Raw genomic sequence first — 17,489 nt, 5'->3', positions numbered from 1 at the left:
GATTAATCCTCCTGTTTTTCTGTTTCATGTGCTTCAAGCGCATCATCTTGGATGAAACCAACGTATTGTCGTTTCATCATTAAGCCGTCCAATTGACGAATAATGTCAATGGCAACCCCAACAACGATTAGTAATGACGTGCCACCAAGACCAATGGATTCGTCTAGGCCCCAAATATCACTGGCCAACAGCGGTACTAAGGCAACTAATCCAAGGAACAGTGAACCGACAGTACTTAAACGCATGAGCAAATGAGAAACATAGCTTTGTGTGTCTTTACCAGGCCAAACACTTGGAATATAACTGCCCTGCTTTTGTAAGTTCTCGGACAATTTCTCAGGATTAACCTGAACAAAAGCATAGAAGAAAGTAAACAAGACAATTAATACAGTGTACAGAATGGCACCTTCAGTCGTTTGCATATTGAAGATACGAGACATCACTTGGTACCAGTTATCCGCACCATGACTCTTTTGGAACGCCAACAGAATTGACTGAGGCGTCGAAATCAAAGAACTAGCGAAGATAACCGGAATAACACCGGCAACGTTAACTTTCAAAGGCAGATAACTACCTGATCCAGACGTAGTTGCGCGACGCGTATATTGAATTGGAATCCGCCGTTCAGCTTGTTGCACCCACGTTACAGCAACGATAATTACGATAACTAGAACGAGAACAGCAACGATGAACAGAATACCCTGCCACATTTGGCCCTTGGAGGCATCAGTGACATTTTCTTGCCATAATTGACGAACACCAACTGGTGTGCGCGCAATGATTCCGGCAAAAATAATCATCGAAACACCATTTCCTAAACCACGCTGAGTAATCATATCACCCAGCCAAGTAGCAAACATTGTTCCAGCCGTGAGCAAAATTCCAATCATGATAAAAGTCTGTGCATTTGGTGTCTTAATCAAATGCATGGAAGCTAAGACGTTAAAACCAGCTGTGATACCGATTGATTGAACAAAGGCTAACACAATCGTTAGATAGCGTGTCGCCTGGTTCAACTTACGCCGACCTACATCACCTTGTTTACTCCATTCAACAAACCGCGGCACAATATCCATCTGGAGTAATTGAACAACAATTTGAGCAGTAACAAACGGGGAAACCCCCATTGCAAACAAGGAATAGTTCGTCAAACCACCACCGGAAAAGATGTTCATTACATTAACAAGCCCGGAGCTTGCCACTGCTTGTAAAGCATGCGCATTAACTCCGGGAACGGTAATATAACAGCCTAACCGATAGACACTTAAGACAAACAAGGTAAAGAAGATCTTATTTCGGATTTCACGACTCTTAAAAGCATTCGAAATCGTCGAGATCAACTAGATCACCTCAGTCTTACCGCCGGCTGCTTCAATTGCAGCTACAGCTGCGTTTGAGAATTTGTTAGCGTGGACAGTCAACTTCTTAGTAACTTCACCGTTACCAAGAACCTTAACACCACTCTTTTCGTTCTTCACTAAACCTGCTTCAACTAAGGTAGTTGGTGTAACATCAGCACCTTCATCAAAACTGTTTAAGGAAGCCAAGTTAACGATGGCGTATTCCTTACGGTTAATGTTAGTGAAACCGCGTTTTGGAATACGACGGTACAGAGGCATTTGACCCCCTTCAAAACCGACACGTGTCTTACTACGAGCCTTTTGACCCTTTTGACCACGACCGGAAGTTTTACCGTTCCCGGCTGATGTACCGCGACCGCGGCGCATACGTGCTTTACGAGAACCTTCGCTTGGTTGTAATTCGTTCAACTTCATTAGGTTGGCACCTCCTTACACTAGAAATGTGATTACTTAACTTCTTCAACTGTGACTAAGTGCGCGATCTTAGCGATGGCACCGCGTGTTGCTTCGTTGTTAGGACGTACGACCGTGCTGTTAACACGACCTAGTCCTAAACCATACGCAACATTACGAACCTTGGGCTTCTGGTGAACGGCACTTTTCACTAAAGTAACTTTTACTTGATTAGCCATGAGTTTCGTCCTCCTATTCAGCTAAGTGTTCTACAGACACACCACGCAAGGCAGCAACATCTTCTGCACGCTTTAATTCCTTAAGTCCTTCAAAGGTGGCACGCACAACGTTAATCGGTGTGCTTTCACCAAGAGACTTACTTGTAACGTCGGCAACACCGGCAAGTTCCATGACGGCACGAACGGCACCACCAGCAGCAACACCAGAACCTTCAACGGCTGGCTTAAGCATAACCTTTGATCCTGAGTAAATACCCAGCACTTCATGAGGCAACGTTGAACCAACAACAGGAACTTTAATTAAGTTCTTGTGAGCAGCTTCGACAGCCTTACGAATAGCTTCTGGAACTTCTTGAGCCTTACCAGTACCAAAGCCAACATGACCATTGTGGTCACCAACAACGACTAAGGCAGCAAAACGAAGACGACGACCACCCTTAACAACTTTCGTAATCCGGTTGATGGAAACGACGTTATCTTCTAAATCTAACTTACTTGGGTCGATAAAAGCCATTTGGTTATTCCTCCTTCTCTAGAATTTAAGTCCGTTTTCACGAGCGGCTTCAGCCAAAGCTTCTACCCGACCATGATATAAGTAACCGCCACGATCGAAGACAACATCAGTAATCTTCTTTTCGTTAGCGCGTTTAGCAACTAGTTCACCAACAGAAGCAGCTTTTTCTGTTTTGCTAGTTCCCTTAACATCTTTATCTAGTGTTGAGGCACTTGCCAGCGTCACACCCGCTACGTCATCAATTACTTGCGCGTAGATGTTTGAATTAGAACGATAAACGTTCAAGCGTGGGCGCTGCGCAGTACCAGAAATCTTGCCACGAACGCGCGCATGGCGGCGTTGACGTGTTTTATTCTTATCTGGTTTAGAAATCACAACAATTCACCTCATATTTTATTCGCAGTGAATGCGTGCACTGCGACACGATAGTGGCAAACAAAGAAGTAGACAAAAGTCTACTTACCAGTTTTACCTTCCTTACGACGAACATATTCGCCTTCGTAACGAATACCTTTACCTTTATAAGGCTCTGGTGGACGGATACCACGGATTTCAGCAGCAAAGTCACCGACTTGTTGCTTAGAAATACCTGATAAAACAACAGTAGTGTTGTCAGGAACTTCAACCGTAACACCTTTACGGCCATCGAATTCAACAGGGTTTGAGTAACCAACACTCATGATCAGCTTAGTGCCTTGCAATTGTGCACGGTACCCAACACCGACTAACTTCAATGTCTTCTTGAAACCATCTGTAACACCTTCAACCATGTTGGCGAAGTTGGCACGAGTAGTTCCGTGAACGGCCTTTGTTTTGTTGTTGTCGTCAGGACGATCAAACGAAACTTCAGTACCGTCTACTTTCATTGTGATCATGTCAGAGAACGTCCGGGTTAACTCACCTTTAGGTCCTTTAACAGTCACATCGTTACCGTTTTGTTTAACTTCTACCCCAGCGGGTAAAGTTACAACTTTATAACCAATACGACTCACGTTTTACACCTCCGATCGATTCTAAATGATTACCAAACGTAAGCGAGCACTTCGCCGCCCACGTCTTTTTGACGTGCTTCTTTATCGGTGATCACACCTTCAGACGTAGAGATGATTGCAATCCCTAAACCGTTCAAAACCTTAGGAACTGAATCGGCCTTTACGTATGAACGTAAACCAGGCTTGGAAATCCGCTTTAAGCCAGAGATGACACGTTCGCCATCCTTACCGTACTTAAGAAATACACGGATAATACCTTGCTTGTCGTCGTCAATGTATTCAACATCGCGAATGAAACCTTCATTTTTCAAGATTTCCGCAATGTCATGTTTAATCTTTGATGCAGGAACTTCAACTGAATCGTGACGAACCATGTTCGCGTTACGAATCCGAGTTAAAAAGTCTGCAATCGGGTCAGTCATAGACATCGATATTTGCCTCCTTTTAGTATCGATAAAATCAATAAAACGACTTGAAAGGAATCCAAATCGAATTTACTCAGTAAAGACCGAAGTCTACCAACTAGCTTTCTTCATGCCAGGAATTTGACCCTTGTGGGCTAATTCACGCATGCAAAGGCGGCATAGATGGAACTTACGATAAACTGAGTGCGGACGTCCACAACGTTCACAACGTGTGTAAGCTTGCGTTGAAAACTTAGCTGGGCGTTGGCTTTTTACAACCATTGATTTCTTTGCCATGTTTGTGGAACCTCCTATTACTTAGTAAATGGCATCCCAAGTTGGGCAAGCAACTCGTGGGATTCCTCATCAGTGTTAGCAGTGGTTACGATAACAATATCCATACCACGAACCCGGTTAACGTTGTCGTAATTGATTTCAGGGAAGATCAGTTGTTCACGAACACCCAAAGTGTAGTTCCCACGTCCATCAAATGAACGGTTAGAAACACCATGGAAGTCACGAACACGTGGCAATGACACATTGATCAACTTGTCTAAAAAGTCATACATCCGTTCACCGCGCAAAGTTACCTTAGCACCAATGGACATTCCTTCACGAAGACGGAAACCGGCAATTGACTTCTTGGCCTTTGTAATAACTGGCTTTTGCCCAGCAATAAGGGTCATTTCATTAACGGCTTCGTCCAAGTTCTTTGAGTTAGTGGTTGCATCACCAACCCCCATGTTCAGCACAATCTTGTCGATGTGTGGGGCTTGCATGCTTGAACTGTAGTTGAATTTTTCGATTAAGGAAGGTTTGATTTCCTTTTCGTATCGTTCTTTCAAACGGTTAGTCATTCTAAGATATTCCTCCTTTCCCTAAAATTAAGCGATTGTATTGCCAGTCTTCTTGGCAACGCGAACCTTTTTACCATCTTCAACTTTAAAACCAACACGCGTTGGCTTCTTAGTTGATGGGTCAATTAACATTACGTTAGATACGTGGATTGGCGCTTCAACATCAACGATTCCACCTTGTGGGTATTCGTTGTTTGGCTTCTGGTGTTTCTTCACCATGTTGATGCCTTCCACGACGACGCGGTCTGACTTGGCTAAGGTTGCCTTTACGGCACCTTCCTTACCCTTATCCTTACCGGCGATTACGCGAACTTGATCTCCAGTTTTTAAGAACATTCTGCTGTGCACCTCCCGTTCAACTTATGCATCCAGCTTGATTACTTTGATTACAGAACTTCAGGTGCTAACGAAACGATCCGCATGAAGTTACCTTCACGAAGTTCACGCGCAACTGGTCCAAAGATACGAGTACCACGAGGGCTCTTGTCATCTGAGATAATAACAGCTGCGTTGTCGTCAAACTTAATGTATGAGCCATCAGTACGGTGCATACCGGATACAGTCCGAACGATAACAGCTTTAACAACGTCACCCTTTTTTACAACGCCACCTGGTGTTGCTTGTTTAACAGTAGCAACAATAATGTCACCGATGTTGGCTGACTTACGAGTGGAACCACCCAAGATCTTGATTGTCAAGATTTCACGGGCACCAGAGTTATCAGCGACCTTTAAACGACTTTCTTGTTGAATCACGGTTTTATCCTCCTTCCGCAGCTAATTAGAATACGTAGAAATGGTGTTACAGGATGACAGCCTTTTCAACGACATTCAATAGGCGGAAGTGCTTGGTCTTTGACAAAGGCCGAGTTTCCATAATCCGTACGATATCGCCAGTCTTGGCTTCGTTGTTGTCATCTTGCGCAACGAACTTCTTGGTGTATTTAACCCGCTTACCATAAACTGGGTGGGTCTTGTAAGTATCGATTGCGACGATAATCGTCTTGTCGTTCTTGTCAGAAACCACGTGGCCTTGGTAAACCTTACGTGCGTTACGTTCAGTCATAGGTTAAGTTCTCCTTTCGTATTCTAATTATTTGCTTTGGCTTAATTCTTGTTGACGGAGAGCCGTCTTCAACCGGGCGATGTTCTTACGAACCTGCTTTAAACGAGCAGTGTTTTCTAATTGACCAGTAGCCAATTGGAAACGTAAGTTGAACAATTCGTCCTTGTAGCCCTTTTCTTTATCAATCATTTCAGCAGTGGTTAATTTACTAATATCAGTCATTTTCATAATTATTCGCCACCTACTTCTGCTTCTGCTTCTTCTCGTGAGACGATTTTCGTCTTAACGGGCAGTTTGTGGCTAGCTAAACGTAAAGCTTCGTGCGCAACTTCAGAAGAAACGCCACCTACTTCAAACATAACCTTGCCACGCTTTACAGGAGATACCCAACCTTCAGGTGCCCCTTTCCCGTTACCCATACGAACACCAACACCTTTAGAAGTGTAGGACTTATGAGGGAAAATCTTGATCCAAACTTTACCACCACGCTTCATGTAACGGTTCATGGCAACACGAGCCGCTTCAATCTGGCGGTTAGAAACCCATGATGAAGTAATAGCTTGCAAACCGTAGTCGCCAAATGCAACTGTCTTGCCGCCCTTGGCTTCACCACGCATGTGACCGCGGAATTCCCGACGGTGCTTTACACGTTTAGGTACCAGCATGATTATTTCCCTCCTCGTTGAGTATTTGCTGACTTCTTGGCAGGAAGAACTTCACCACGGTAGATCCAGGTTTTAACACCTAGCATACCGTAAGTAGTCCGTGCTTCGTCCCAAGAATAGTCAATGTCCGCACGCAATGTATGCAACGGAACAGTTCCTTCTGAGTAACGTTCTTTACGGGCAATGTCAGCACCGTTTAAACGGCCTGAAACCATTGCTTTGATTCCGTGTGCACCAGAACGCATAGTACGTTGGATAGCACCACGCATAGCGCGACGGAAAGCAACACGTTGCTCTAATTGCTTGGCAATTGAATCCCCAACTAAATGAGCATCCAAGTCAGGCTTCTTGATTTCAATGATGTTGATGTGTACTTGCTTGCCAGTTAAGCTGTTAAGTTCCTTACGGAGCTTTTCAACTTCTGACCCACCTTTACCGATAACCATCCCAGGCTTAGCAGTGTGAATGGATAATACCACTCGACCAGCAGCCCGTTCGATTTCAACGGTTGAAACAGATGCGTCGGCAAGTCTTTGATCGATAAACTTACGAATTTTAACGTCTTCGATTAACCAAGTTGCGTAATCTTTATCAGCATACCACTTGGCTTCCCAATCGCGGATAACTCCGACACGAAATCCGTTTGGATTTACTTTTTGACCCACGCTTGTTCCCTCCTACTTTTCAGATACGACTACTGTGATATGACTAGTCCGCTTGTTAATTGGTGATGCGGAACCTTTAGCCCGAGGACGGAACCGCTTAAGGGTTGGTCCTTCATTAGCAAATGCTTCAGATACAACTAAGTCAGCTCGATCTAAGTCGAAGTTGTTTTCAGCATTAGCAACAGCAGACTTCAATACTTTTTCTACGTCTTCGGCAGCACCGCGAGGCGTGAATTTTAAAATGGCAAATGCTTCGTTAACGCTCTTGCCGCGAATAAGGTCAACAACTAGGCGAACCTTACGAGCAGCGACACGAACAGTCTTTGCAGTTGCTTTTGCAGATGTAACTTGTTCAGCCATTGTTCAGTCCTCCTAATTATTTACTAGTAACCTTGTCGGCACCAGCGTGTCCGCGGAAAGTCCGCGTTGGAACAAATTCGCCAAGCTTGTGACCAACCATGTCATCAGAGATGAACACTGGGACATGCTTCCGTCCGTCATAAACAGCGATAGTGTACCCGATGAAGCTAGGGAAAATCGTTGAACGGCGTGACCAAGTTTTGATCACTGTCTTCTTTTCAGAATCAGCTTGTGCAGCGATTTTCTTCAGCAGATGTTCATCGGCGAAAGGTCCTTTTTTAAGACTACGACCCATCGTGTGGCCTCCTCTCTTGTTAGCTATTAGCTAACGCGTTCGTGTGTTTAACAACTAATGTCGTATATGCATTGAATAAGAAAGATTACTTCTTCCGACGGTCACGCACAATAAGCTTGTTAGAACGAGCCTTGTGGTTACGAGTCTTCTTACCAGCAGTCTTCTTACCCCATGGTGACATTGGCGATGGACGGCCGACTGGGGCTTTACCTTCACCACCACCATGTGGGTGATCGTTAGGGTTCATAACTGACCCACGAACATGTGGACGTTGACCAGCATAACGCTTACGACCCGCTTTACCTAAGTTGATCAGTTCGTGTTGTTCGTTACCAACCGCACCAACAGTAGCACGACCAGCAGCAAGAACCATGCGAACTTCACCAGAGGCCAAACGAACTAAGGCATACTTGCCTTCCTTACCCAACAACTGAGCAGATGCACCAGCTGAACGAGCAATTTGGCCACCTTTACCAGGCTTTAATTCAATGTTATGGATAACAGTACCAACTGGAATGTTAGTTAATGGCAATGCATTACCAACTTTGATATCTGCTTCAGGGCCTGATTCAACAACAGTGCCAACTTCTAGCCCCTTAGGTGCTAAGATGTATGACTTTGTTCCATCCTCATAAACTAGTAAAGCAATGTTAGCGGTCCGGTTTGGATCGTATTCAATAGCCTTAACAGTTGCCTTGTAATCGTCTTTAATACGCTTAAAGTCGATAATCCGGTAAGCACGCTTTGTACCACCACCACGATGACGAACAGTCATGTGGCCTTGGTTGTTACGGCCTGCACGGTGACTTTGTGATTCCAATAACGACTTTTCAGGGGTCGTTTTAGTGATTTCACTAAAGTCGGAACCGGTCATGTTACGACGACCGTTAGTGGTTGGTTTATAACTCTTAATACCCACTATACTTTCCTCCTAATTTTTCGTGCCGTGATTGGTTGTCCCTTGTGAGGAGCCGTATCATCATCGGCGCATAGATTGAAGAAGACTATTCTTCGTTAAATAACTTGATTTCCTTTGAGTCTGCACTCAAAGTAACGATTGCCTTACGACGCTTCTTAGTGTAACCACTGTAACGTCCTTGGCGCTTAAGGTGTCCCTTAACGTTCATTACGTTAAGTTTGATTACCTTAACATCGAAGATTTCTTCGATGGCGCTCTTGATTTGCGTCTTGGTTGCGCGAGTATCAACATCAAACGTATAACGCTTGTCATCGATATCAGCCATTGAAGACTCAGTCACAACTGGGCGTAAAATCACATCACGTGCTTCCATTATGCGAGCACCTCCTCTACCTGAGAAAGAGCAGATTGCGTAATCACCATCTTGTCGTTGTTAACAACATCCAAAACATTAACGCCCTTAGCAGTCAAAACAGTGACATTAGCTAAGTTACGTGCAGACAATGCTGCGTTTTCGTTGTCATCTTCAACCACAACAAGGGTCTTTTCAGCAACTTTCAGGTTGTCTAAAACAGTGGCAAATTCAGCAGTCTTTGGTGCTTTAAAATCTAAGGCATCAACGACAACCAAGGCTTTGTCCAAGACCTTTTGTGATAAGACAGACTTCATGGCAAGCTGACGCGCTTTTTGTGGCAACTTGTAAGCGTATGAACGTGGAGTTGGTCCGAAGACAACACCACCGCCACGCCATTGTGGTGAACGGATCGACCCTTGACGAGCACGACCAGTACCTTTTTGACGCCATGGTTTCTTACCACCACCGCGTACAGCACTACGGTTTTTAACCGCGTGAGTACCCTGACGCATTGAAGCGCGTTGCATCAATACGGCATCGGTGATGACATTATTGTTAGGTTCGATACCAAACACAGCATCGTTTAAATCAACTGTGCCTGACTTCTTACCATCTTGTTTGAATAAATCAACGCTGGTAGTCATAGCTATTAATCCTCCCTTCCCTTATATTATTTTTCGCTGTGGCGGTTGTTCTTCTTTAAACCGGCCTTAACAGAACTTTTAATTGTAACAAATGACTTGTTTGCACCTGGTACATTACCCTTGATCAACAATACATTGTTGTCTAAGTCTGCGCGGACAATCTTCAAGTTTTGCATGGTTACCTTATGGTTACCCATACGTCCTGGAAGTGGCTTGCCTTTGAAGACGCGGTTAATGATGGCACCCATTGAACCTGGGCGACGGTGGTAACGAGACCCATGGGCCATTGGTCCACGTGATTGGCCATCCTTATGGATGTTACCTTGATACCCATGCCCTTTTGTGATTCCGGTAACGTCGACTGCTTCACCTTCTGCGAAGACGTCTGCTTTAAGCTCGTCACCGACTTTCGTCTCTCCAAGCTCAACATTCCGAATTTCACGAACGAAGCGCTTAGGAGCCGTTTTTGCTGCTGCTACATGACCTTGCTCGGGCTTGTTAGACAAAACTTCACGTTTGTCATCGAAACCTAACTGAATTGCGTTGTAACCATCGTTTTCAACGGTCTTAACTTGCAATACTACGTTAGGTGTTACATCGATAACTGAAACAGCGACTAATTCGCCGTTTTCAGTGAAGACTTGCGTCATCCCGACCTTTTTCCCTAAGATTCCTTTAGTGGTCATGAGTACACCTCCGATATAATGTATTTTTACCGTCAAATTAATGACCGGCTTAGAACGAGGAAACCAAATTATAACTTGATTTCGATATCAACACCGCTTGGCAATTCAAGCTTAGTCAATGAATCAACTGTTTTAGCAGTTGGGTTGACAATGTCGATTAAACGCTTATGAGTCCGAATTTCGAACTGTTCACGTGATTTCTTAAACTTATGTGGTGAACGTAACACCGTGAAAAGTGTCCGTTCAGTTGGTAACGGAATTGGACCTGAAATTTCAGCACCAGTCCGTTTTGCCGTTTCCACGATCTTGTCAGCTGACTGATCAAGGATACGGTGCTCATAAGCCTTTAAGCGAATCCGAATTTTCTTACTTGCCATATTTGTTCCCTCCTAACGTCTATTTTTTAGAAATAGGCTAGCTCCGTGAAAATTACCGCCACACCTCCGTGGCAAAGCGGCCGGGTGTGTCGCAACCTTTCACATCAATGCTCGCTTGTTGCCGCGCGATCTAAAGGGCAAAATTGTCCCTTATCTCGCACAAGCACCTATCTACTATACCAACCTAAGCCCGTAATGGCAAGGTTTTATTTACGTTTGTTAATTTCGTTTTGATTACAAAACGAAATTTTCTGTTTAATCCGCGCATAAATTTTATCAAAACTACATCTTTTTATCTATAATATACTCAATCGCGCTTACTTAAATTTGGAGGAAAACCATGAAACAAATGGATTTCGGTAAACAGGCCTTACTGATTATTGATTACACAAATGACTTCGTCGCTACTAAAGGCGCCCTCACTACTGGTAAACCCGGTCAAAAAATTGAATCTAATATTTTAACGCTCGCTGAACAATTTTTTCAAAACGGTAACTACGTCATTCTTCCAACTGATTTGCATGATGGTGTAGACCCTTACCATCCAGAAACTAAACTATTCCCAGCCCATAACTTAAAGGATACGTGGGGGCGGGAGTTGTACGGTGAATTGGAATCATGGTATCAGTCACATAAGGATGAGGACCACGTCTACTATTTCGACAAGAATCGCTATAGTGCGTTTGCCAACACTAATTTAGATAACTTTTTACGCAGCCGTCGCATCACCAATCTTCACCTTACGGGTGTCTGTACGGATATCTGTGTATTGCACACAGCTGTCGATGCCTACAACTTGGATTACCAGCTGACTGTTCATAAAGACGCTGTTGCCTCTTTCGATCCCATTGGCCACTCTTGGGCCTTGAAACACTTTGAAAACACGCTTGGTGCGACGATTGTTTAGCAAAAAAAACATACGTGGATGATCTTGTTTCTACTATAGTATGTGAACCCATTGGCGACACTATCCGATCCAACACCGCGGATTAAATTTGCAAGTGTTATAGTGAAAGAGAAAGTCAGCCAAATATAATCAAGCTGATAATTAACCATGGAGGTTTTATTATGTCGCTTTCTGAATTAAGTACGTGTACTACTATTCTAGTTGGTAAGAATGCCAGTTACGATGGCTCAACATTGATTGCTCGTAACGAAGATACCGGTACGGCCTCCGACCCTAAAAAATTCGTTGTCGTCAAACCTGAAAATCAACCTCACGAATACAAAGCTAAGATGAGTCAGTTTAGCATCACGCTACCTGACAACCCGTTACGCTACACCGCTATTCCTAACGCAGTGGATAAACAGGGCATTTGGGGTGAAGCTGGTATCAACAGTGCCAATGTCGCGATGAGCGCTACTGAAACCATTACCACAAACGAGCGCATCCTAGGGGCCGACCCGCTAACTAAAGCTGGTGTAGGCGAAGAGGATCTGCTAACTGTCACCCTCCCTTATATTCACAGCGCACGTGAAGGTGTTGAGCGTGTCGGTGAAATTTTGAAAACGCACGGCACTTACGAATCAAACGGCATTATTTTCTCTGACGCAAACGAAATTTGGTATATGGAAACTGCTGGTGGTCATCACTGGGTTGCGCAGCGGATCCCAGATGACGCTTACGTTGTTGCCCCTAACCAAACAGGTATCCAAGAAGTTAACTTTGCAGATTCAACCAATTTCATGTTTGCGGATGATTTACAAACCTTCGTTGAGGAAAACCACCTTAACCTGGGTGATCATTTCAACTTCCGTGAAATTTTCGGATCACATTCTCAACTTGATCATCACTACAATACGCCACGGGCATGGTATGCACAGCGATACTTTAACCGCGCTGCATCGCAGGACAAAACACCAATGAGTGACGACCTCCCGTTTATTACTCATGCTGACCATAAAATAACTATCGAAGACATCAAGTTTGTGCTCAGCTCACATTATCAGGATACCCCTTACGATCCGTTCGCTCTGGGTGCAACTAAAGAAACAGCTCCTTACCGACCAATTGGGATCAACCGGACACAAGAATTAAGTGTTCTTCAAATTCGGCCAAACGTGCCTACTGAGCGCGCCGCAATCCAATGGGTAGCTTTATCCGCCAATCCATTTAACACACTGGTTCCGTTTTTCACAAATGTTAATGATACGCCAGCAAGCTACCGTGATACGACCGCCGTGGTCGACAGTAAAAATGCCTATTGGGCAAATCGACTAATTGCTGTTCTAGCTGCCGATCACTTTCAGGCCACGATAAGTGATGTTGAAAGTTATCAGGAGAAAACATTAGGTTACGGTCACCAACGTGTGCACGAAATCGATACAGCTAATGCTCAATTAAGCGATGCCGCATTGACAGACGCGCTAACGACAGCTAACGACAAAACTGCCGACCATATTATGGCGCAAACATCCGAGTTACTAAGTAAGGTTATTGGAACTGCTGGTAACCTGGTTCCCGGCACATTTACGAGGGATAACTATTAGTTATCGTTTAGAAAATTGAACTAACTAAAAAAACGACACCTAGCAAATTTGCTAGATGTCGCTTTTTAATGTCAACTAAATGACAATTAGTCTTCAGGATGACTGTTGTTACCGCCATTCTTCTTAATAATTTCTTCTTGAACTGACTTAGGAACAGCTGAGTAGTGGTCAAATGTCATAGTAAATGTCCCACGACCTTGTGTTGCTGAACGCAAGGTTGTCGCATAACCAAACATTTCAGCCAATGGAACAAATGCATGAACTTCTTGTGCATTCCCACGAGCTTCCATACCATCAACAGTACCACGACGAGCAGTTACGTGACCCATAACATCACCAAGGTTGTCTTCTGGTGCAACAATATCAACCTTCATGATTGGTTCCAAGATAACTGGGGCAGCCTTCTTAGCAGCTTCACGTAATGCCAGAGAAGCGGCAATCTTAAATGCAGCTTCTGAAGAATCGACATCATGGTAACTACCATCGTAAAGCTTAGCCTTAACGTCGACTACTGGGTAACCTGCAACCATACCATTGGCCATGGATTCTTGTAACCCTTTGTCAACTGAAGGAATGTATTCACGAGGAACAACCCCACCGACAATGGCGTCTTCAAATTCGTAACCCTTACCAGTTTCGTTAGGTGTGAATTCAATCCAAACATCACCATATTGACCTTTACCACCAGACTGGCGAATGAAACGACCTTCAACCTGAGCAGACTTCGTAATCGTTTCACGGTAAGCAACTTGAGGTGCACCAACAGTGGCTTCAACCTTAAATTCACGCTTCATCCGGTCAACTAAGATATCCAATTGAAGTTCACCCATACCAGAAATCAAAGTTTCACCAGTTTCTGAGTTGGTTTCAGCACGGAAACTTGGGTCTTCTTCAGAAAGCTTTTGCAAGGCGTTGTTCATCTTGTCTTGGTCAGCCTTAGTCTTAGGTTCAACGGCAACCTGAATAACAGGTTCAGGGAAGACCATTGATTCAAGATGCAATGGGTGATCAACATCAGTCAAAGAGTCACCAGTTGTGGTGTTCTTCAAACCGATGGCAGCAGCGATGTCACCAGAGAAAACTTCTGGGATTTCGTTTTGCTGGTTTGAATGCATTTGTAGCAAACGACCAACACGTTCACGCTTATCCTTAGTAGCGTTCAAAACGTATGAACCGGATTCCAAAGTACCCGTGTAAACACGAATGAATGTTAAACGACCAACGTAAGGGTCAGTAGCAACCTTAAATGCTAAGGCAGCGAAGTTTTTGTCATCGCCGGCAATAAGGTCTTCTTCTTCATCAGTATCTGGGTTAACCGCTGTGTAAGGCTTAACATCAAGTGGTGATGGCAAGTAGTCCACAACAGCATCCATTAACATCTGAACACCCTTGTTCTTGTAAGCAGAACCCGCAAGAACTGGGAAGAATTCGTTTGCCAAAGTGGCACGACGAATACCAGCCTTCAATTCGTCTTTACTGATTTCTTCACCGTTAAGGTATTTTTCCATCAGTTCATCATCAGATTCAGCAACGGCTTCAACTAATGAATCACGACGCTTTTGAGCTTCTTCAACATACTGTTCAGGAATATCAACAGTATCCCATTCAGTTCCAAGAGCATCTTCATCGTACAAGTCTGCTTTCATTTCGATCAGGTCAATAACCCCTTCGAAATCATCTTCAGCACCGATTGGCATCTGAACGGCGTGAGCGTTAGCTTGTAAACGGTCACCTAATGAGTCAACAGAAAAGTCAAAGTCAGCACCTAACTTATCCATCTTATTAACGAACACGATACGGGGAACGTTATAAGTGGAAGCCTGACGCCAAACAGTTTCAGTCTGTGGTTCAACACCAGCCTGAGCATCAAGAACAGCGATCGCACCATCTAGCACACGCAAGGAACGTTCAACTTCCATTGTGAAGTCCACGTGTCCTGGAGTATCGATAATGTTGATCCGGTGGTTCTTCCATTGCGCTGTTGTAGCAGCAGACGTAATGGTAATCCCACGTTCTTGTTCTTGAGCCATCCAGTCCATTTGTGAAGCACCATCATGGGTTTCACCAATTTTGTGAATTTTACCAGTATAGTAAAGAATCCGTTCAGTTAACGTGGTTTTACCGGCATCGATATGGGCCATGATCCCGATATTACGTGTTTTTTCGAGTGGAAATTCACGTTTGTTAGCCATTATTTTCTCCTTTAAATTAGCTTATGCAATGCTTAAATCCCAAAAATGACACCACATGTAGATGGGTGTCAAAGGGAGCCACCGGCTGAATAGTCGGTTGTTTTTACCAACGGTAATGTGCGAAGGCACGGTTAGCTTCAGCCATCCGGTGAGTGTCTTCACGCTTCTTAACAGAAGCACCAGTGTTGTTGGCAGCATCCATGATTTCACGAGCTAAACGTTCAGTCATGGTGTGTTCCCCACGTAACCGTGAGTATTGAACTAACCAACGTAAGCCCAAAGTACTACGACGTTCTGGACGAACTTCGATTGGCACCTGGTAGTTAGACCCACCAACACGGCGAGCCTTAACTTCCATAACAGGCATGATGTTGTTCATTGCTTCTTCAAATACTTCCAACGGTTCATTACCAGTTGTTTCTTTAATTTGATCAAAGGCATCATACAAAATCGTTGATGCAGTTCCCCGCTTACCGTCTAACATCAAGCGGTTGATTAAACGGGTAACCAGCTTTGAGTTGTAAATTGGATCAGGTAGCACTTCACGTGCTGGGATATGTCCTTTACGAGCCATCGTTTATCTTCCTTTCTTGATTAAGCCTTAGGCTTCTTAGTACCGTACTTAGAACGGCTTTGTTTCCGGTCAGTAACACCGGCAGTATCCAGAGCACCACGAATAATGTGGTAACGAACCCCAGGTAAATCCTTAACACGACCACCACGGATAAGAACAACACTATGTTCTTGCAGGTTATGACCAATACCAGGAATGTATGCGGTAACTTCAATCAAGTTGGACAAACGCACACGGGCGTATTTCCGCAAAGCTGAGTTAGGCTTCTTTGGTGTCATAGTACCGACACGAGTTGCAACCCCACGTTTTTGAGGAGCAGCGTTGTTAGTTTGTTCTTTCTTGTAACTGTTGTACCCGAAGTTTAATGCTGGGGCATCTGATTTTGACGTTTTAGACTTACGACCACTACGAACGAGTTGGTTAATCGTTGGCATCTAAATGTCCTCCTTCCGATTCTTTGTTTTAGTTTAAGTCCACACATCCAGGCGGTTCTTTTTAAGTTATAAAAAAAATCGAAACCTAAATCTGTTTTCCAGTATGATTGCTGTTTTAGCTCCAGCCGCCATGGATGGCAGACACTTTCACAAAAAAGCACCTTTAATAGAATATCATCCCCGTCCATATGCGTCAAGGTTTCAACACGAAAAAAGCTAGTTCGAACAAAGTTTTCGCGTAATGGACGAACATCACGAATCTTTTTACGTATGTTAAGACAAAACCAATAAAGGACGGTGTTTTTATTATGCCATACATCATCTTCTGCATCAGTTTCATTTACATTACGCTTTTTGTCTCTTCCATCATGTGTATCAGCACTAGGCTTGCTAATAACTGCCCCGTCACCTTTTCGCGATCACAGTGTGATCAATGTGCTCAACGTCTTCGTTGGTGGCAACTCATTCCCTGCCTTGGCTGGCTTCTTCAGTTAGGACGGTGTCCCGACTGTCATCAGCCAGTGTCTTTCATCTACCCACTCGCAGAAAGTTCAGTCGGTCTACTTGGCGCGCTCATCATCCATTTCAATCCTTTTAACGCAGCTATCAGTCTAATTGTTTTTAATTTAGTCCTGCTGGCCTTGGCTTGTCAGGACGCCGCACACCTATCCATCTCTGCGTGGCCAATTGTGACTTTACTAGTACTAGCATTGATTCATCAACAGTTTAGCTGGTTAAAATTGCTAATGGTAACCACAATGTATTTAGCCTCGCTCTATTTTATCCACCAGTTTCGTGTTATGGGCAACGGCGATGTTGACTGCATCGCTGTGCTGTCTTTAATGTTTCCAGTGCAAGTTACCATTGCCAGTATCTTGTTTGCATCATTAATCGCCTTGACTCACTTTTATCTGAGCCAACAACGCCCAAGTCGACTTCCTTTTATCCCGTACCTTTTTAGTGGTCTAATTATCGTTCAGCTGTATGCTTTTATTTGACAATTGGCCC

General features: G+C 44.1%; 28 protein-coding genes. 3 read left to right on the top strand and 25 right to left on the bottom strand.

Annotation, left to right across the window (positions count from 1 at the left end):
• Window positions 1-2 precede the first annotated feature (2 nt).
• The 22 genes from secY to rpsJ form a co-directional block, all read right to left on the bottom strand.
• Window positions 3-1,340, bottom strand: a complete 1,338-nt coding sequence (gene secY, locus LROSL1_RS04335) for a preprotein translocase subunit SecY (protein WP_178913849.1) — start codon at window positions 1,338-1,340, stop codon at window positions 3-5.
• Window positions 1,341-1,775, bottom strand: coding sequence for a 50S ribosomal protein L15 (gene rplO, locus LROSL1_RS04330; RefSeq protein ID WP_017262669.1), 435 nt, complete (start codon window positions 1,773-1,775; stop codon window positions 1,341-1,343). It abuts the gene before it with no gap.
• A 32-nt stretch (window positions 1,776-1,807) separates the two neighbouring features.
• Window positions 1,808-1,993 carry a 50S ribosomal protein L30 gene (gene rpmD / locus LROSL1_RS04325; RefSeq protein ID WP_017262668.1) on the bottom strand — a complete coding sequence of 62 codons (186 nt, stop codon included), beginning with the start codon at window positions 1,991-1,993 and terminating at the stop codon, window positions 1,808-1,810.
• A gap of 13 nt (window positions 1,994-2,006) precedes the next feature.
• Complete coding sequence (gene rpsE / locus LROSL1_RS04320) at window positions 2,007-2,507, bottom strand: 30S ribosomal protein S5 (protein WP_017262667.1); 501 nt, start codon at window positions 2,505-2,507, stop codon at window positions 2,007-2,009.
• Window positions 2,508-2,525: 18 nt separating this feature from the next.
• Window positions 2,526-2,882, bottom strand: coding sequence for a 50S ribosomal protein L18 (gene rplR / locus LROSL1_RS04315; protein WP_017262666.1), 357 nt, complete (start codon window positions 2,880-2,882; stop codon window positions 2,526-2,528).
• Between the two features lie 80 nt (window positions 2,883-2,962).
• The gene (rplF, locus tag LROSL1_RS04310) at window positions 2,963-3,499 is read right to left on the bottom strand and encodes a 50S ribosomal protein L6 (RefSeq protein WP_017262665.1); all 537 of its coding nucleotides are present in this window, start codon (window positions 3,497-3,499) and stop codon (window positions 2,963-2,965) included.
• Window positions 3,500-3,528: 29 nt separating this feature from the next.
• Complete coding sequence (gene rpsH, locus LROSL1_RS04305) at window positions 3,529-3,927, bottom strand: 30S ribosomal protein S8 (RefSeq protein ID WP_017262664.1); 399 nt, start codon at window positions 3,925-3,927, stop codon at window positions 3,529-3,531.
• A gap of 87 nt (window positions 3,928-4,014) precedes the next feature.
• Window positions 4,015-4,200, bottom strand: a complete 186-nt coding sequence (locus LROSL1_RS04300) for a type Z 30S ribosomal protein S14 (protein ID WP_017262663.1) — start codon at window positions 4,198-4,200, stop codon at window positions 4,015-4,017.
• 17 nt (window positions 4,201-4,217) lie between these two features.
• Window positions 4,218-4,760 (bottom strand): 50S ribosomal protein L5, encoded by a 543-nt coding sequence (rplE, locus tag LROSL1_RS04295; protein ID WP_017262662.1) that lies wholly within the window; start codon window positions 4,758-4,760, stop codon window positions 4,218-4,220.
• Window positions 4,761-4,787: 27 nt separating this feature from the next.
• Window positions 4,788-5,096, bottom strand: coding sequence for a 50S ribosomal protein L24 (gene rplX / locus LROSL1_RS04290; RefSeq protein WP_017262661.1), 309 nt, complete (start codon window positions 5,094-5,096; stop codon window positions 4,788-4,790).
• A 50-nt stretch (window positions 5,097-5,146) separates the two neighbouring features.
• On the bottom strand, window positions 5,147-5,515 hold the full coding sequence (gene rplN / locus LROSL1_RS04285; protein ID WP_017262660.1) for a 50S ribosomal protein L14: 369 nt from the start codon (window positions 5,513-5,515) through the stop codon (window positions 5,147-5,149).
• A gap of 46 nt (window positions 5,516-5,561) precedes the next feature.
• Window positions 5,562-5,825: a 30S ribosomal protein S17 gene (gene rpsQ / locus LROSL1_RS04280; protein WP_017262659.1), complete on the bottom strand. Its 264-nt coding sequence runs from the start codon at window positions 5,823-5,825 to the stop codon at window positions 5,562-5,564.
• Window positions 5,826-5,852: 27 nt separating this feature from the next.
• Window positions 5,853-6,053, bottom strand: coding sequence for a 50S ribosomal protein L29 (rpmC, locus tag LROSL1_RS04275; protein WP_017262658.1), 201 nt, complete (start codon window positions 6,051-6,053; stop codon window positions 5,853-5,855).
• Window positions 6,054-6,055: 2 nt separating this feature from the next.
• The gene (gene rplP / locus LROSL1_RS04270) at window positions 6,056-6,490 is read right to left on the bottom strand and encodes a 50S ribosomal protein L16 (protein ID WP_017262657.1); all 435 of its coding nucleotides are present in this window, start codon (window positions 6,488-6,490) and stop codon (window positions 6,056-6,058) included.
• A gap of 2 nt (window positions 6,491-6,492) precedes the next feature.
• Window positions 6,493-7,155 carry a 30S ribosomal protein S3 gene (gene rpsC / locus LROSL1_RS04265; RefSeq protein ID WP_017262656.1) on the bottom strand — a complete coding sequence of 221 codons (663 nt, stop codon included), beginning with the start codon at window positions 7,153-7,155 and terminating at the stop codon, window positions 6,493-6,495.
• 12 nt (window positions 7,156-7,167) lie between these two features.
• Entirely contained in the window at window positions 7,168-7,515 is a 348-nt protein-coding gene (gene rplV, locus LROSL1_RS04260; RefSeq protein WP_017262655.1) for a 50S ribosomal protein L22, read from the bottom strand.
• Window positions 7,516-7,531: 16 nt separating this feature from the next.
• Window positions 7,532-7,810, bottom strand: a complete 279-nt coding sequence (rpsS, locus tag LROSL1_RS04255; protein WP_017262654.1) for a 30S ribosomal protein S19 — start codon at window positions 7,808-7,810, stop codon at window positions 7,532-7,534.
• Between the two features lie 85 nt (window positions 7,811-7,895).
• Window positions 7,896-8,729: a 50S ribosomal protein L2 gene (rplB, locus tag LROSL1_RS04250; RefSeq protein WP_017262653.1), complete on the bottom strand. Its 834-nt coding sequence runs from the start codon at window positions 8,727-8,729 to the stop codon at window positions 7,896-7,898.
• An 85-nt stretch (window positions 8,730-8,814) separates the two neighbouring features.
• Entirely contained in the window at window positions 8,815-9,102 is a 288-nt protein-coding gene (rplW, locus tag LROSL1_RS04245; RefSeq protein ID WP_017262652.1) for a 50S ribosomal protein L23, read from the bottom strand.
• Entirely contained in the window at window positions 9,102-9,728 is a 627-nt protein-coding gene (gene rplD, locus LROSL1_RS04240; RefSeq protein ID WP_017262651.1) for a 50S ribosomal protein L4, read from the bottom strand. Before rplD ends, rplW begins: the two co-directional genes overlap by 1 nt.
• A 26-nt stretch (window positions 9,729-9,754) precedes the next feature.
• The gene (gene rplC, locus LROSL1_RS04235) at window positions 9,755-10,414 is read right to left on the bottom strand and encodes a 50S ribosomal protein L3 (RefSeq protein WP_017262650.1); all 660 of its coding nucleotides are present in this window, start codon (window positions 10,412-10,414) and stop codon (window positions 9,755-9,757) included.
• Window positions 10,415-10,482: 68 nt separating this feature from the next.
• Window positions 10,483-10,791 (bottom strand): 30S ribosomal protein S10, encoded by a 309-nt coding sequence (gene rpsJ / locus LROSL1_RS04230; protein WP_017262649.1) that lies wholly within the window; start codon window positions 10,789-10,791, stop codon window positions 10,483-10,485.
• Between the two features lie 340 nt (window positions 10,792-11,131).
• Here rpsJ and LROSL1_RS04225 point away from each other — a divergent pair, with 340 nt between their 5' ends.
• Window positions 11,132-11,698 carry a cysteine hydrolase family protein gene (locus LROSL1_RS04225; protein ID WP_178913848.1) on the top strand — a complete coding sequence of 189 codons (567 nt, stop codon included), beginning with the start codon at window positions 11,132-11,134 and terminating at the stop codon, window positions 11,696-11,698.
• Window positions 11,699-11,859: 161 nt separating this feature from the next.
• Complete coding sequence (locus LROSL1_RS04220; protein ID WP_178913847.1) at window positions 11,860-13,281, top strand: C69 family dipeptidase; 1,422 nt, start codon at window positions 11,860-11,862, stop codon at window positions 13,279-13,281.
• A gap of 86 nt (window positions 13,282-13,367) precedes the next feature.
• Here the strand turns inward: LROSL1_RS04220 and fusA are convergent, their stop codons facing one another.
• The 3 genes from fusA to rpsL all read right to left on the bottom strand — a co-directional run bounded on the left by fusA (window position 13,368) and on the right by rpsL (window position 16,481).
• Entirely contained in the window at window positions 13,368-15,473 is a 2,106-nt protein-coding gene (fusA, locus tag LROSL1_RS04215) for an elongation factor G (RefSeq protein ID WP_017262646.1), read from the bottom strand.
• Window positions 15,474-15,576: 103 nt separating this feature from the next.
• Window positions 15,577-16,047, bottom strand: a complete 471-nt coding sequence (rpsG, locus tag LROSL1_RS04210) for a 30S ribosomal protein S7 (protein WP_017262645.1) — start codon at window positions 16,045-16,047, stop codon at window positions 15,577-15,579.
• Window positions 16,048-16,067: 20 nt separating this feature from the next.
• Window positions 16,068-16,481, bottom strand: coding sequence for a 30S ribosomal protein S12 (gene rpsL / locus LROSL1_RS04205; RefSeq protein WP_017262644.1), 414 nt, complete (start codon window positions 16,479-16,481; stop codon window positions 16,068-16,070).
• 308 nt (window positions 16,482-16,789) lie between these two features.
• Between rpsL and LROSL1_RS04200 the strand changes: the two genes are divergently transcribed.
• On the top strand, window positions 16,790-17,479 hold the full coding sequence (locus tag LROSL1_RS04200) for a prepilin peptidase (protein ID WP_178913846.1): 690 nt from the start codon (window positions 16,790-16,792) through the stop codon (window positions 17,477-17,479).
• Window positions 17,480-17,489 lie beyond the last annotated feature (10 nt).

Origin of the sequence: Furfurilactobacillus rossiae, from assembly GCF_013394005.1 — a bacterium.
Lineage (GTDB): Bacteria > Bacillota > Bacilli > Lactobacillales > Lactobacillaceae > Furfurilactobacillus > Furfurilactobacillus rossiae.
Note: the sequence above shows the minus strand (reverse complement) of the source record. Positions and strands in the feature narration are given on the sequence as shown.

Excerpts from the sequence above, each read along its gene's own strand:
- LROSL1_RS04300 (WP_017262663.1), bottom strand. The coding sequence starts at position 4,200 with ATGGCAAAGAAATCAATGGTTGTAAAAAGCCAACGCCCAGCTAAGTTT.
- rpsL (WP_017262644.1), bottom strand. The coding sequence starts at position 16,481 with ATGCCAACGATTAACCAACTCGTTCGTAGTGGTCGTAAGTCTAAAACG.
- LROSL1_RS04225 (WP_178913848.1), top strand. The coding sequence starts at position 11,132 with ATGAAACAAATGGATTTCGGTAAACAGGCCTTACTGATTATTGATTAC.
- rplV (WP_017262655.1), bottom strand. The coding sequence starts at position 7,515 with ATGGCTGAACAAGTTACATCTGCAAAAGCAACTGCAAAGACTGTTCGT.
- rplE (WP_017262662.1), bottom strand. The coding sequence starts at position 4,760 with ATGACTAACCGTTTGAAAGAACGATACGAAAAGGAAATCAAACCTTCC.
- rpsH (WP_017262664.1), bottom strand. The coding sequence starts at position 3,927 with ATGTCTATGACTGACCCGATTGCAGACTTTTTAACTCGGATTCGTAAC.
- LROSL1_RS04220 (WP_178913847.1), top strand. The coding sequence starts at position 11,860 with ATGTCGCTTTCTGAATTAAGTACGTGTACTACTATTCTAGTTGGTAAG.
- fusA (WP_017262646.1), bottom strand. The coding sequence starts at position 15,473 with ATGGCTAACAAACGTGAATTTCCACTCGAAAAAACACGTAATATCGGG.
- rplO (WP_017262669.1), bottom strand. The coding sequence starts at position 1,775 with ATGAAGTTGAACGAATTACAACCAAGCGAAGGTTCTCGTAAAGCACGT.
- rpsS (WP_017262654.1), bottom strand. The coding sequence starts at position 7,810 with ATGGGTCGTAGTCTTAAAAAAGGACCTTTCGCCGATGAACATCTGCTG.
- rplP (WP_017262657.1), bottom strand. The coding sequence starts at position 6,490 with ATGCTGGTACCTAAACGTGTAAAGCACCGTCGGGAATTCCGCGGTCAC.
- LROSL1_RS04200 (WP_178913846.1), top strand. The coding sequence starts at position 16,790 with ATGCCATACATCATCTTCTGCATCAGTTTCATTTACATTACGCTTTTT.
- rplW (WP_017262652.1), bottom strand. The coding sequence starts at position 9,102 with ATGGAAGCACGTGATGTGATTTTACGCCCAGTTGTGACTGAGTCTTCA.
- rpsQ (WP_017262659.1), bottom strand. The coding sequence starts at position 5,825 with ATGACTGAACGTAACGCACGTAAGGTTTACCAAGGCCACGTGGTTTCT.
- rpsE (WP_017262667.1), bottom strand. The coding sequence starts at position 2,507 with ATGGCTTTTATCGACCCAAGTAAGTTAGATTTAGAAGATAACGTCGTT.
- rpsJ (WP_017262649.1), bottom strand. The coding sequence starts at position 10,791 with ATGGCAAGTAAGAAAATTCGGATTCGCTTAAAGGCTTATGAGCACCGT.
- rplD (WP_017262651.1), bottom strand. The coding sequence starts at position 9,728 with ATGACTACCAGCGTTGATTTATTCAAACAAGATGGTAAGAAGTCAGGC.
- rpmD (WP_017262668.1), bottom strand. The coding sequence starts at position 1,993 with ATGGCTAATCAAGTAAAAGTTACTTTAGTGAAAAGTGCCGTTCACCAG.
- rplX (WP_017262661.1), bottom strand. The coding sequence starts at position 5,096 with ATGTTCTTAAAAACTGGAGATCAAGTTCGCGTAATCGCCGGTAAGGAT.
- rpmC (WP_017262658.1), bottom strand. The coding sequence starts at position 6,053 with ATGAAAATGACTGATATTAGTAAATTAACCACTGCTGAAATGATTGAT.
- rplC (WP_017262650.1), bottom strand. The coding sequence starts at position 10,414 with ATGACCACTAAAGGAATCTTAGGGAAAAAGGTCGGGATGACGCAAGTC.
- rpsG (WP_017262645.1), bottom strand. The coding sequence starts at position 16,047 with ATGGCTCGTAAAGGACATATCCCAGCACGTGAAGTGCTACCTGATCCA.